Origin of the sequence: Flavobacterium piscisymbiosum, from assembly GCF_020905295.1 — a bacterium.
GTDB lineage: Bacteria > Bacteroidota > Bacteroidia > Flavobacteriales > Flavobacteriaceae > Flavobacterium > Flavobacterium piscisymbiosum.
The window spans coordinates 3,129,714-3,142,807 of sequence record NZ_JAJJMM010000001.1 but is presented as its reverse complement, the minus strand read 5'-3'; the positions used below and the strand labels follow the sequence as shown (position 1 = coordinate 3,142,807).

The 13,094-nt window shown below is 34.0% G+C and carries 9 protein-coding genes; 2 read left to right on the top strand and 7 right to left on the bottom strand.

All coding sequences use genetic code 11. The annotated features are described in order from the left end of the window. Nucleotides 1-169 precede the first annotated feature (169 nt). The 6 genes from LNP81_RS13710 to LNP81_RS27465 form a co-directional block, all read right to left on the bottom strand. Nucleotides 170-847 carry a tetratricopeptide repeat protein gene (locus LNP81_RS13710; RefSeq protein WP_230036688.1) on the bottom strand — a complete coding sequence of 226 codons (678 nt, stop codon included), beginning with the start codon at nucleotides 845-847 and terminating at the stop codon, nucleotides 170-172. A gap of 362 nt (nucleotides 848-1,209) precedes the next feature. Beyond that, complete coding sequence (locus LNP81_RS13705; RefSeq protein WP_039117105.1) at nucleotides 1,210-1,446, bottom strand: DUF3820 family protein; 237 nt, start codon at nucleotides 1,444-1,446, stop codon at nucleotides 1,210-1,212. Between the two features lie 281 nt (nucleotides 1,447-1,727). Further along, the gene (nagB, locus tag LNP81_RS13700) at nucleotides 1,728-3,656 is read right to left on the bottom strand and encodes a glucosamine-6-phosphate deaminase (protein ID WP_230036686.1); all 1,929 of its coding nucleotides are present in this window, start codon (nucleotides 3,654-3,656) and stop codon (nucleotides 1,728-1,730) included. A gap of 26 nt (nucleotides 3,657-3,682) precedes the next feature. Then, nucleotides 3,683-5,062 carry a sugar MFS transporter gene (locus LNP81_RS13695; RefSeq protein WP_230036684.1) on the bottom strand — a complete coding sequence of 460 codons (1,380 nt, stop codon included), beginning with the start codon at nucleotides 5,060-5,062 and terminating at the stop codon, nucleotides 3,683-3,685. A gap of 183 nt (nucleotides 5,063-5,245) precedes the next feature. Then, nucleotides 5,246-6,121, bottom strand: coding sequence for a sugar phosphate nucleotidyltransferase (locus LNP81_RS13690; RefSeq protein ID WP_230036682.1), 876 nt, complete (start codon nucleotides 6,119-6,121; stop codon nucleotides 5,246-5,248). Nucleotides 6,122-6,130: 9 nt separating this feature from the next. Beyond that, nucleotides 6,131-7,222, bottom strand: a complete 1,092-nt coding sequence (locus tag LNP81_RS27465; RefSeq protein ID WP_230036680.1) for a mevalonate kinase family protein — start codon at nucleotides 7,220-7,222, stop codon at nucleotides 6,131-6,133. Between the two features lie 232 nt (nucleotides 7,223-7,454). Between LNP81_RS27465 and LNP81_RS13680 the strand changes: the two genes are divergently transcribed. Further along, nucleotides 7,455-8,495 (top strand): LacI family DNA-binding transcriptional regulator, encoded by a 1,041-nt coding sequence (locus LNP81_RS13680; protein WP_230036678.1) that lies wholly within the window; start codon nucleotides 7,455-7,457, stop codon nucleotides 8,493-8,495. 221 nt (nucleotides 8,496-8,716) lie between these two features. Here the strand turns inward: LNP81_RS13680 and LNP81_RS13675 are convergent, their stop codons facing one another. Continuing rightward, nucleotides 8,717-9,367 (bottom strand): sugar-binding protein, encoded by a 651-nt coding sequence (locus LNP81_RS13675; protein WP_230036676.1) that lies wholly within the window; start codon nucleotides 9,365-9,367, stop codon nucleotides 8,717-8,719. 635 nt (nucleotides 9,368-10,002) lie between these two features. Between LNP81_RS13675 and LNP81_RS13670 the strand changes: the two genes are divergently transcribed. Continuing rightward, complete coding sequence (locus LNP81_RS13670) at nucleotides 10,003-13,086, top strand: SusC/RagA family TonB-linked outer membrane protein (protein ID WP_230036674.1); 3,084 nt, start codon at nucleotides 10,003-10,005, stop codon at nucleotides 13,084-13,086. Nucleotides 13,087-13,094 lie beyond the last annotated feature (8 nt).

Below are 13,094 nucleotides of genomic sequence, written 5' to 3'. Positions count from 1 at the left end.
TATGTTAATTATTACAAAAATAAAAAAACACTCAGGTACACAATAAAGAATACTTCAAAGTTATTAACAAATAAATTTAAAAGGGATTTTTCAACTTATTTAAACTTAGAAAATTTTTAATATTGATTTGTATCTTATGAAGAAAAGTTAAATCCTTTGTTTTTTTATATCAATAAGGCTTCATGATAAAATTGATTGTAAAGAAATATTTTTCCAACAGACCAACACTCACTCCTTTATTTTTAGCTGAAACATAAATAACCAAATTATTTAAAATTGATAATACTTCTTTGTTAATGATTTCAGTCTCATTCGTATCTCCTCTAACTATTAACTTTCTTATGTCTAAACCATTTGCATCGTTAATTAGAAATTGAATAGATACACTGCCTCCATATTTAGACATAATTCTAGACCTCTGTAATCTTCTAGTTAAAAGCCGAACATATTTAGGGTTTAAATTATTTCCTTCTATAAGTAAATCTTTTTCCTCTTTATAGATGAATTTAGGTTTTTCTTCAACATCATTTACCGACATTATTGAACCGTTTCTTAAATTAGGGCAATTTTTTTTAATTAATTCTAATGCTTCTCCATCATCTAGCAAATAAGCTTGATAAAAATGCTCACAGGCATTGTCATTTTCTTCTAATTTTAATTCAGAAATAGCTAGATTAAACCAACAATCTTTATTTTTCAATCCAAGATTTGTCGCTTTTGTATAGATTTCTTTTGCTAATAAAAAGTCATTTTCAATAAAGGCTTTTTCTCCATCGATCAATAATTGATTAACCTCGATATTTTGCGAAATACAAATTTGAGTAAAAAGCAGAAAAGCAAACTTCATTACCGTATTCTTATAGGAAGATCGAAATAGAATTGAAAAATACGCAAGGTCTTGTTTCAGGTACTCGTAAGTTATACTTGATACGGAGTTAAGTTTTGGCATAAAAAAAATATTATAATTTTAAAACATCGACTTGTACACATTTACAAATTCAGTCTTGAATTTTGTGGTGTCAATTTGTTTTTAAAAATTATAATATTTTTTATGTATTCAAATATTATAATTTCAAAATATTGACTTGTACACATTCGCAAATTCAGTCTTGAATTCTGTGGTATCAATTAGTTTTTAAAAATTGTAATATTTTTATATACCAAACTTAAATAAAAAAATCGAAATAGCAAAAGATTTTTCTTACTATTTTATTTTAAAGGCTTAGGATACTGCTTTTTAATGTTTCTAATCAACTCCTCCAGACCATTCAATTTTAATTCGTAGACAAGTGCCAGTTGCTGCCCCAACTCACCATTAGGAAATCCTTTATTATGATACCAAACGACATAATACTCCGGTAAATCGATTAAAAATCGTCCTTCGTATTTCCCGAAAGGCATTTTGGTATGGGCTAATTTTATGAGAAGTTTTTTGTCTGGTTCCATATTTTTTTTTAAGAAGAAAGAAGCAAGAGAAAAGAATATAGACTGATTCTTTCTTCTTGCTTCTAATTAACGCAAAGCTATTATTTTTTGCCACAGATTAAAAGAATTAAAATGATTTTCACCATAAATAAAATACCTGAAGTCTGTATTCAAAAAATTACAGATAAAAAAATCACCACGAATTCACGAATTAGTTTTAAATATAATGCGTGAATGCGTGGCGAATATTTTTTAAACCCTAAAAAAAACTTAGAATCTTAGCCCCTCAGAACCTTAGCAACTTAATAGTGCCATCTCACGAAAGCTTCCATCGCTGCGTACGTTGCCAAACCTAATTCCTGGTACAAAGCAGCAGTTTCGGCATTTCTGTCTTCGGCTCTTTGCCAGAATTCACGGGCATCAGTTCCCTGAAAAACAACACCGTCTTTTTGCGATTGGTGTTTGAAGATTCCGTGACGTTTTGCCAAAACCTGATCCGGGCTCATTGGTACAGCCATTTCGACTTCGTCAATTCCCCATTCCTGCCAAGCTCCACGGTATAACCATAACCAGCAATCATCCATAAATGATTTTGGTTTAAGTGCTTTTACAGCTTCAAAAATAGCATCCAGACATACTTTGTGCGTTCCATGCGGATCTGCTAAATCTCCTGCAGCATATATTTGATGTGGCTTAATTTTTTCGATTAAATCCATCGTCAACTGAATATCTTCTTGTCCGATTGGTTTTTTCTCGATTGTTCCGGTTTCGTAGAAAGGCAATTCCATAAAATGAATCTGATCATCACTTAAACCAACAAAATGACTTGTTGCTCTCGCCTCGCCTTTTCTAATTAATCCTTTGATGTAACGAACTTCGGGAATATCTATTTCACTGTTCTTTTTATTCTCAAGGAAAGTTTGGGCTTTTTTGTAAATATCATCTGCTTCAGGACTTTTGATTCCGAATTTTTCATTGTAATCAATTACGAATCTTGCAAAACGCAACGCTTCATCATCCGCTACAGCGATATTTCCCGAAGTTTGATACGCAACGTGCACTTCATGTCCCTGATCTTGCAAACGCATAAAAGTTCCCCCCATACTAATAATATCATCATCAGGATGCGGACTAAAAATCAATACACGTTTTTTGGCCGGTTCTGCTCTTTCAGGACGGTTAGAATCGTCTGCATTTGGTTTTCCACCTGGCCAGCCTGTAATTGTATTTTGTAATTTATTAAAAATCTTAATGTTGATGTCGTATGCAGGACCAGAATCAGCTAATAAATCGCTCATTCCGTGTTCGATATAATCAGCATCTGTCAGCATTAAAATTGGTTTCTTAAGCTGAAGTGCCAATCCTAAAACTGCTTTACGAGTCAGTTTATCTGTCCATTCTACTTTTTCTACCAGCCAAGGTTTGTTAATTCTCGTAAGTTTTGAAGAAGCTTCTTTATCTAAAATAAAAACGGCATTGTTGTGCTCCTGCAAAAATGAAGCCGGTACTCTATTCGTAACTTCATCCTCTACAGATCTTTTTACCACATTTGCTTTTCCTTCTCCCCAAGCCAATAAGATGACTCTTTTCGCTTCCATGATTTTTTTAACTCCAAGCGTGATAGCAGTTCTTGGCGTATTACTCAAACCAAAGAAATCTTTACTTGCAGCAACTCTTGTAATATGATCTAAAGCGACCAAACGGGTTTTAGAGTTTTGTAGTGAACCTGATTCATTAAAACCTATATGTCCGTTACCACCAATTCCCAGAATCTGAAGATCAATTCCGCCAAGAGCTTCAATTTTAGCTTCGTATTCGTGGCAATAATCTGCGATTTGTTCTTTTGTTAAAAGTCCGTCTGGAACATGAGAGTTTTCAGGTAAAATGTCAACGTGATCAAACAGTAATTCTTTCATAAAACGAACATAACTATTGATGGAGTTTGGTTCCATTGGATAATATTCATCCAAATTAAAACTGATTACGTTTTTAAAACTCAAACCTTCCTCTTTATGCAAGCGAACCAATTCAGCGTACAATCCTTTTGGAGAAGATCCTGTTGCAAGTCCTAAAATGCAAGGCTTACTTTCTTTTTGCCTGGATTGAATTAAAGCTGCAATTTCCTGCGCTACTGCTTTTGATGCTTCACCAGAATTTTCGAAAACAATTGTATTGATGTTTTCAAATCGTTTCTCGAATCCTGTCGCTTTGTCTGTTTTACTTTTTAACATGATATAGTTTTTTTTAATTCCTCTCGTTACATTTTCCAACTTCGATATTTATGTCCTTTTATAGCGTAAAAAAGAATCATTAAATAAGATGGCAACAACATTAAATAGGCAATCTGATTTCCGCTTTTCGAAATTTCAACGGTTCCGTTTGCAATATTTGATGCGTTTATATTTTCTGTGATCAATCCGTATAACAAAGGAAAAATGGCTCCTCCTATAATACCCATGATCAAAATTGCACTTCCAATTTTAGTATAGCCTCCTAAATCTTCCAGCGCCATTGGCCAGATTGCAGGCCAGCACAACGCATTTGCCAGGCCCAGTAATGCTACTAAAAGTATCACGACCGGTAAATTTGGAATCCCGGGTAACTGAAACATTATTTTTGGCGAAATAAAAACAATTGCCAAAACTAAAATTACGCCTAAAACTCCTGATGCCTTTAGCGCCGTAACTTGCGAAAGATATTTAGGTATTAATGTGATTCCTAAAATATACCCCACAACCATTGCCGACATTGTGAAAGAAGTCAATTTTAAATAAAAATTTCCTTCTGTTCCGTAAACTCCTAATTCTTTTCCGAAACCTCCAATAGAATCTCCCGCTAAAACTTCGGCAGACAAATAGAGCATTAACGTGATTACTCCTAAAACCAATTGAGGGCGTTTGAACGCATTTCTCATTTGTTTAAAAATACTCAAATGGGTTACATTTCCTTCTTCATCCAAATCAATTTCAGGAAGTGGCGATAACTTCACTAAAAGCGCCAAAACCATTATAATTAATCCCATATAAAGGTAAGGTCTTTGCAATTGCAATGCAAGAGAATTTAATGCGTTTGATTTTGAAACCGAATCCAGCAATGCTATTTTATCTGCCGTAAACTCCTGCATATTAGACAAAACCAAAGCTGTTAATATCAGCGGAGCTACGAATCCTGCCATTTTATTTGCAATTCCCAAAACACTAATTCTCGCCGCAGCACTTTCTCGTGGACCAATAACGACCACATATGGATTTGATGCTGTCTGCAAAATGGCCAAACCGGTTCCCATTACAAATAATGCAATTAAAAACAATACAAAAGTTCGGCTTTCGGCAGCGGGATAAAACATAAATGCGCCCGCAGCAATGATCAATAATCCTAACGAAATACCATTTTTATACCCTACTTTTTCGATTACCCATGATGACGGAATTGCCATTACAAAATAAGCGATGTAAAAAGCAAAAGTTACAAAATAAGCCTGAGAAGAGGTTAACTCACAAGCCAATTGAAAAAATGGAATTAAAGGACCGTTGAGCCAGGTAACAAAACCTAGAATAAAAAATAAAGCGGTTAAAATGATCATCGGAATAATGGTACTCCTTTTTTCTATTTGTAATACACTTTCAATGTTTGACATATTTTTTTTGGTTGATTATTAATAGATTAGTACTTTTTTCTATCTAAAATAACGTCAACACTTTTGCAAATATATTGCAATTAAAATACAATTTAATGCATTTTTTTTGCAAATTTAAAATAAAAGTACTCTAATAAGTTGTACTTATTCGTAAATTAGATATCAATTTTTTGTTAATTTTTTCTAGGCTTGCCAGTCTAAAACAGGATAATATTGTTTTAAATATGCTTTGACATCGGCAATATCTTCTTTGGCCGTTAAATCCGGAACGTGCTCTGAAAACGGAATTCCCAAAGTGGTATTTGGATGTTCTTTTACTGAATTTAAAAGTACGGTTGGTAATTCTTTTTCGTCTCTTTCCGGATGAACGGGACAATTTTTAAGATGGGTATATAATGTACTTCCGTTGAATTTAAAAGCATTCATACTCACTCTTATTTTTCCTTCGACATCTTTGTAATCTGCTAAAACATCGGCAGAAGGTTTTTCGAGAATGTCTAATAATTGATTGTTATGATCTAATTTTGCAATAGCGAAACGCGAAATCCTTTCAGACGGAAACTCTAATGCATCACGATCGTAAGCGATAAAAGCATTAGGACTAGTTGTTTCTCTAAGTGCTAATAAGGCTTTCGCCGAATATAAATTGTCACTGTTACAAACAGAATATTGCTGCGAGGTTAATTCCGGAAATTGTTCTACAGCCTGAAACAAAGCATCGGCTGTGCCAAAGGGTTTTACTCTTCCTTCGGGAATATATTGTACGGCAAAGGAAATGTTGAGTCCGTGAAAATCATTATTAAGATTTTGACTTCCGTAAAATTCCTTAAACAACTCGCCTTGTTCTCCTATAATAATATAGATGTTTTTATATCCTGCTTTTTTGGCATTCAATAAAAGATAATCTAATAAAGGCCTTCCGCTTGCGCCAACACCAATTAAACCTTTACTTCTTTCGTTTGCCTGAGCGATTTCTTCTGCTGATAAATTATCAAGAACGGCTTCTTTTTTCATTCGGGATGATGCTCCACCTGCCAGAATAACTAAATTGTTGTGCATATTTATTTTTTAAATTTCAATATTTTCTATAATTCTCACGCCCGGATCTACAGCAACCGCGTAAGCTTCTTCTGCACCGGCTTTTAAAATAGCCTCGATTACCGCGGCTTCTTTTTCAGGATTGGCAATTACCACAATGCTTCCGCCACCGCCAGAACCTACAATTTTAGCTCCGTATGCTCCTGCACGCAAAGCTGCATTGATCATATCATCGATTCTTGGTACTGTAATTTTCAATAAATCACGTAAAACTTCATGATGCTGATTCATTAATACGCCAATTTTTTTGAGATCTAAAACAGGCTTTTCGAATTCTTTTAAAGCTTCTTTGGTATAATGGAAATTTTTTAGCGCGGCTTCAAAAAACGGAATCAATCGATCTGGTAAACAATTTCTGTAGCGATCTATATCTTCTATTTCAGAAGTATTCAAATCAAAATCAGGAAAATTTTGTTTTACAATGCCAATCGACATTAAAGCGTTTCCTTTTATTTCGCCAATCAATCCAATCGTTTCTTTGGGCACGCCCGAAACTCCTGTTATTAAACCTTTAAGATCTGATCTGATTACTTTAAACGAAAAAGGTTCTTTGGTATTAATATACACCACATTCCCTACCCCAATGCTAAAATGATCCATCATTCCGCCTGGTTCTCCGTGTTCTAAAACTTCAGATTCATATCCAACTTTGGCTATAAATTCAGGAGTAACTTCGTGATCAACTCCAAAAGCATCAATCAAAAATCGAATCCAGGCCATCAATAAAGCCGATGAACTTGATGTTCCTGAATTTATAGGAATATCCCCTGTAATGGTAATGGTGTAACCTACATTGGGCACACAACCATATCGTCGCAAAACGCGTAACGAAGAGGCAAAATAATCGCGAGGTTCTAATGTATCGAAAGTAGCATCGATATTAATAACCCTGATTTCGCCAATATCGATCATGTTAAGCACAAACGTATTTGCAGTATTTTGTTCGGCGGTTAGTTTTATATTTCGATCGATTGCACAGGCTATAACCGGCAATCCTAAATAATCCTGATGATCCCCAAAGAGGCACGTTCGGCCGGGAGCTAATGAAGTAATTTTTTTCACTTATAATTTTTATAATAAAACATTGCAATACAAATAATTACAACATTAATAGGTTAAGAATTTACGCTGTTTTTTTGGTTTTGATTCTACGAAACTATAGATTATATTTTTATAAACCAAGAAAAAAACTAAAAATGTGCTCGAACACACTAAATTAATGTTCTCGAGCACACTTATTAATTCGAACAATATTTTTTTAAATAATTAAAGCAAAGTTTCTATATTTGCTTATATGGATAAAAAGTACACTATTAAGGATATAGCAAAAATGGCCGGAGTTTCTAAAGGAACTGTAGATCGTGTTTTGCATAACAGAGGAAAAGTTTCTCCAACGGCGCTGGATAAAATTAATGAAGTCTTGAACGTCATTAATTATGAGCCTAACTTAATTGCCCGTAATTTAAAAAACACTAAAGTGTATCGTATTTGCGTTTTACTTCCGGATCCGGAAATAGATCCATATTGGCTGCCGTGCGTAAACGGAATTCAGGAAGCTAAAACAGAGTTTAAAGCGTACGGTGTTATTATAGAAACCCATTACTTTAATCCTGAAAGCAAAAAATCGTTTTTAAATGCGCACGAAACGATTCTTAAACAATCGCCAGACGCCGTTTTAATTGCTCCTTTATTTCATAAGGAAACGCTTGAAATCGTAAAACAATATGACGAACTCGAAATAATCGTAAACACTTTTAATAACCAAATTGAAAGCGAATCTATTAAGAGTTTTGTGGGGCAGGATTTGCATAAAAGTGGTCGTGTCGCCGCCAGTTTAATGAATTTGATTTTAACTGAGGGGCAAATTGCGATTGTACACATAGATGAAAGCGTAAAAAATGCAGTTCACATGCAGGAAAAAGAAAAGGGTTTTAGAAATTATTTCGACGAAAAGAAGATTGCCGATTTTTCTTTAACTACTTTAAAATTAAAACATCCTAATGTCGAAAGTAAATTTTCGGCCTTTTTGGAAGAAAATCCAAACCTGAAAGGGATTTTTATCACAACTTCTAAAGCGTATCAGATTGCTTCGATTTTAGCTCCTTTAAAAAATAAAAAAATTGCCATTATTGGTTACGATTTAGTCGAAAAGAATGTCAACTTCCTGAATCAGGGATTGGTGCATTTTTTAATTCATCAAAATCAAAAAAGACAGGCTTATTTAGGTGTTAGTACTTTGGTAGAGCATTTCTTATTCCGCAAAGATATCCCGGAAACAATCTTGTTGCCTATTGATATTATTAATGTGGAGAATGCTTCGTTTTACGTATTGTAAATTATTTGCCCACGGATGTAACGGATTCAAACTGGTTTACACGGACTTTTTTTATCTGTGTGGCAAAGTTTGCTCGCAGATTTAACAGATTTAGCAGATTTTTTTTATCAACCTTGTACTAAAAAACCAGCGAAAACCAGTTTGAATCCGTTTAATCCGTGGGCAAAACCTCTTAAACTTTGTCCCTTTGAACCTTTGAACCTTTGCCTCTTTTTCTAAACCTATTTCATTAAAACAAACTTCCCAAACGAAGAAGCGATATGAAAATTAGGCGTTTCAGTATTTGGGTTTACCCACGAAATCCAGGTGGGTTCGTATTGCAGATTTTCGACCAGAGCGAATTTTGCCCTGAAAACTCCGGCTTCAATTGTATTGTTCTGAATTAAATTTAAATCTTTTAGGGATTGAATACTAATTTTTCCTTCAACAATAAATGAAACTACATCCTTTGAAGTTTTTACTTCTATATCCTTTTTAGGCCATTTCCAGTTAAAATCAAAATTCTTTTCAGGAAGCGCTTTAAAATCCATTATTCGGCCTGATGTATCCATTTCAAGGCAATAATAAGGATTTAAGGATTCATTGGTTCTAAAAAACAGTTCTACCCGATCTGAGTTTCCTATACTCAGGAAACTATTGTCTTTTTGATCGATATAAATATCAGTATCAAAAACCCTAAAATTAAAATAGAAATTTTCGTGATCATGAAGCGCCTTAAATTCAATTTTCGAAAACGAATCATTTTTCCACGGAGAACAAAAATCAGTTAAACAATTTGCTTTTTCCCATACAGAAGAATTCAAAATTGGGTCGTTATTTATTTGTTTTTTTTCGATTAAAACTACTTGATATTCTTTTAAAATTTCGTGCATATTTTTTGGAAAAATTTAATTTAATGAAAATGACATCCTGAAGCATTTTAATCATTTTAAAAGGTAGAAAATCGACTTAAAAAAACTTCTTATAAAAATGCTAATATAAGTGAATCTTTTATTTAAAACCTAATCGCTTTTTTTATTGCACTTTTATTTAAAAAGTAAATAATAAGAAAAAACGGATCAATTTAAAACCTTTAAAAGTTTGATTTATTATTAAACAAATTAATTGATGATTGCGATATTCTTAGAAATACAAACAACTAGTTTTTATTCCTTAAAAATAAAATATCATAGTTGCGAATACGCCTAAAATAAAGCGATGTGCTTTTTGTGCTTTTTTTTAGAATAATCACATGATTTTATATTAAAAAAAACGTATCGTACAATTTTATGTGCTCGAGAACACTTTTTTTGTGTGTTCGAGCACATTTTTCGTGTTTTTTCTTGGTTAATAAAAATATAATCGATAGTTTCGTCGAATAATAATAAAATACAACGCATTTATTGGCTCTTTTTCATCGCTTTTAATCCTTTTCTCAACCAACCAAAAAGTGAGTCTTAAAGAGCCAGGAAACTTAAAAAAAACGACTAACAAAAAACACAATCATTAACCAAAACCAAACAAGAGTATGAACAAAGTATTCTCAAAAAAACCTAAAAATTTTAGGATGCATACTGTACTTGAAAAGAGTTTAAAAACAACAGTACTTTCCTTGTTGTCTTTAAGTTTTCAAATTACAACGGCAGCACCTTCTAAAGAGATTCCGGTAAATGAAATTAATTTACCTGCGTTTCAAAAAATCGTAAAAGGAAAGGTTGTAGATCAAAAAGGAATTCCGGTTCCAGGTGTAAATGTTGTTATAAAAGGCACAACAAAGGGAGTGCAAACTGATATCGACGGAAGTTTTGCTATTGAAGTTCCAAATGAGGGTACTATACTGGTTTTTACTTTTCTAGGAATGGAAGACCAGGAAATACCAGCAGGAAACAATGCTCTTAAAGTAGTAATGAAAGAAGCTGGCGAACAAATGAACGAGGTTGTAATTGTAGGTTACAGCAAGATCAAAAAAGAGAGCTTAACCGGATCATTACAAACTTTAGACAGTAAAAAAATTGTTGATGTAACGACTCCTTCTGTCGAAAACATGCTTGCAGGAAAAGCTTCCGGAGTATATGTAAATACAGGTGGAGGTCAACCGGGAGCGATAGCAAAAATAGTAATTCGAGGAAAAACCACCGTCAACGGAAGTACAGATCCTTTATGGGTAATTGACGGAGTTATTGTGGGGAATAGTTCTGCCAACATGAATCCATCTGATATTGAAACGTTGACGGTTCTTAAAGACGCTGCCTCTACAGCAGTTTACGGTTCGCAGGGAGCAAATGGTGTAATTGTCGTTACAACTAAAAGCGGAAAAACAGGAAAAGCTGTTATTAGTTTTTCTGCCAAAACTGCCATGACTACTTTAAACAACGGAAATTTTAAAATTATGAATGGCGCTCAATTATATGATTTATATGATTCATTCGAAAACAAACAAGCATTCGAGAATGTTTGGTGGTGGAATCCGGAATTAAGAAATAAAAACTTTGACTGGTGGGATAATGCTACCCAAACCGGTATTGCAGAAGATTATAATTTATCGATAAGTGGCGGAGGTGAAAACTTTAAAAGTTATGTTTCTGTAGGGGTTTATAAAGAAACCGGAGCGATTAAAGGTTATGATTACAAAAAATATAATGGTCTTATGAAATTTGAATACAAACCAAATACTTGGTTTACATTAAGACCACAAATAAATTTAACCCGAGAAACAACCTATGATCAACAACATAGTGTTGGTGCTTTGTACGGAAATATGCCTTGGGATAGTCCGTATATGGAAGATGGATCTTTGGTAGGAAACGCTCCAAACCCAACTTGGGTCAATACTACGGGATCAAACTATTTATATGATTTGCAATGGAATTACGGTGAATCTGAAAATTACACCGTGAGAGCTAATCTTGATTTTGATATTAAATTTACAAGCTGGTTGACTTTTTCTTCTGTAAACAATTATATTTTTGGCAATTCAAATTCAACTTATTATACAGATCCAAGATCTTCTGGCGGATTAGCTGTAAAAGGCAGAATCGAAGATAACTTTGATACTTATAACAGAATCTATACCAATCAATTATTAAAATTTAATAAATCATTTGGCAAACATAACTTTAATGCTATCGCAGGTTATGAGTGGAATGAATACAATAGAAAATTTAGTCAGGGAATTGCAACTGGAATTCCTCCAGGAATTGTAGCTCCGGATGCTGCTGCTGTTCCTGAAAAAGTAGGTGGCGGAAGACAGCAATGGGCTGTACAATCGTTATTATCAAATGTTAATTATTCGTATGATAACCGCTATTTGGCACAAGTATCTTTTCGTCGTGACGGAGCGTCTAACTTTGGTAAAAATGCACAATATGGTAACTTTTACTCTATAAGTGGAGGCTGGAACATTCATAATGAAGCATTCTTTCACGCAGATTATATCAACAACTTAAAACTTAGAGCTAGTTACGGTTCTGTAGGAAACCGACCTAACAGTTTGTATCCTCATCTTCCTTTATATTCTTTCTCAAAAAGTAGCTATAATGAAAGCCCCGGAGCACTAATATCGCAATTAGCTAATCCTGATTTAAGTTGGGAAAAAACGTTTACAGCTGGTGTTGGTCTGGATGTAAGCTTCTTTAAAAGAGTAAACATTACTTTGGATTATTATAATAAAAACACTTCTGATTTATTGTATTATGTACCACTTCCGGGAGTTATTGGAGTTACCGGGATATGGAGAAATGTAGGTGCGGTAAACAATAGAGGTTTTGAAGCTTCTATTAATGTAGACATCATTAAAGGAGACAATTTTAATTGGTCTGTAGATGCTAACATTGGTACGAATAAAAATAAGGTAACAAGCCTTTATGGAGACAGACAACAAATTATTGTAGGAGATGGTAGTGGTGTTGCGGGTTCAGCAAGCAAATTATTAACACCGGGTAAAGATGTTGACAGCTGGTATTTAACAGAATGGGCAGGTGTTGATCCTACAAACGGAAAACCACAATGGTACACTACAAATGCTGCCGGAGAGCGCGTAAAAACAAACAGTTACGCTGATGCTTCTAAAAATCAAAAGGCAATAGGAACTTATACTCCGGACTTTTTTGGAGGGTTCTCTACAACTTTAAATTATAAGAATTTTGACTTTTCGGCTATTTTTAGTTATTCTGTTGGAGGACAAATTTATAATTATGCCAGAGCCGAATTTGATTCAGATGGTGCTTATAATGACAGAAACCAAATGGTACTTCACAGCGGATGGAGCCGTTGGGAAAAACCGGGTGATATTGCAACACATCCTCAGGCACTTTATGATAACAGTAGCCAGTCGAACAAAGCATCTTCTCGTTTCTTAGAAACAGGAACTTACCTAAAAATGCGCAGTATTACTTTTGGATATAATGTACCTATTCAGCGTCTTCATATTTCGAACCTAAGATTGTATATCGCCGGAGAAAATCTTTTTACCATTAGTCATTATTCTGGTGTAGATCCTGAGCTTCCTCCTACTTACAATGATGCAACGCAGCAATATATTATTTCTGGTGTTGCTACACATGTGTATCCTTCAACACGCAAAATTGTATTAGGACTTAACTTAACTCTTTAAAACAAAAT

Bases quoted from the DNA above. Each gene is read 5' to 3' on its own strand.
- LNP81_RS13670 (WP_230036674.1), top strand. From the start codon at position 10,003: ATGAACAAAGTATTCTCAAAAAAACCTAAAAATTTTAGGATGCATACT.
- LNP81_RS13680 (WP_230036678.1), top strand. From the start codon at position 7,455: ATGGATAAAAAGTACACTATTAAGGATATAGCAAAAATGGCCGGAGTT.
- LNP81_RS13695 (WP_230036684.1), bottom strand. From the start codon at position 5,062: ATGTCAAACATTGAAAGTGTATTACAAATAGAAAAAAGGAGTACCATT.
- LNP81_RS13690 (WP_230036682.1), bottom strand. From the start codon at position 6,121: ATGCACAACAATTTAGTTATTCTGGCAGGTGGAGCATCATCCCGAATG.
- LNP81_RS13675 (WP_230036676.1), bottom strand. From the start codon at position 9,367: ATGCACGAAATTTTAAAAGAATATCAAGTAGTTTTAATCGAAAAAAAA.
- LNP81_RS13705 (WP_039117105.1), bottom strand. From the start codon at position 1,446: ATGGAACCAGACAAAAAACTTCTCATAAAATTAGCCCATACCAAAATG.
- LNP81_RS13710 (WP_230036688.1), bottom strand. From the start codon at position 847: ATGAAGTTTGCTTTTCTGCTTTTTACTCAAATTTGTATTTCGCAAAAT.
- nagB (WP_230036686.1), bottom strand. From the start codon at position 3,656: ATGTTAAAAAGTAAAACAGACAAAGCGACAGGATTCGAGAAACGATTT.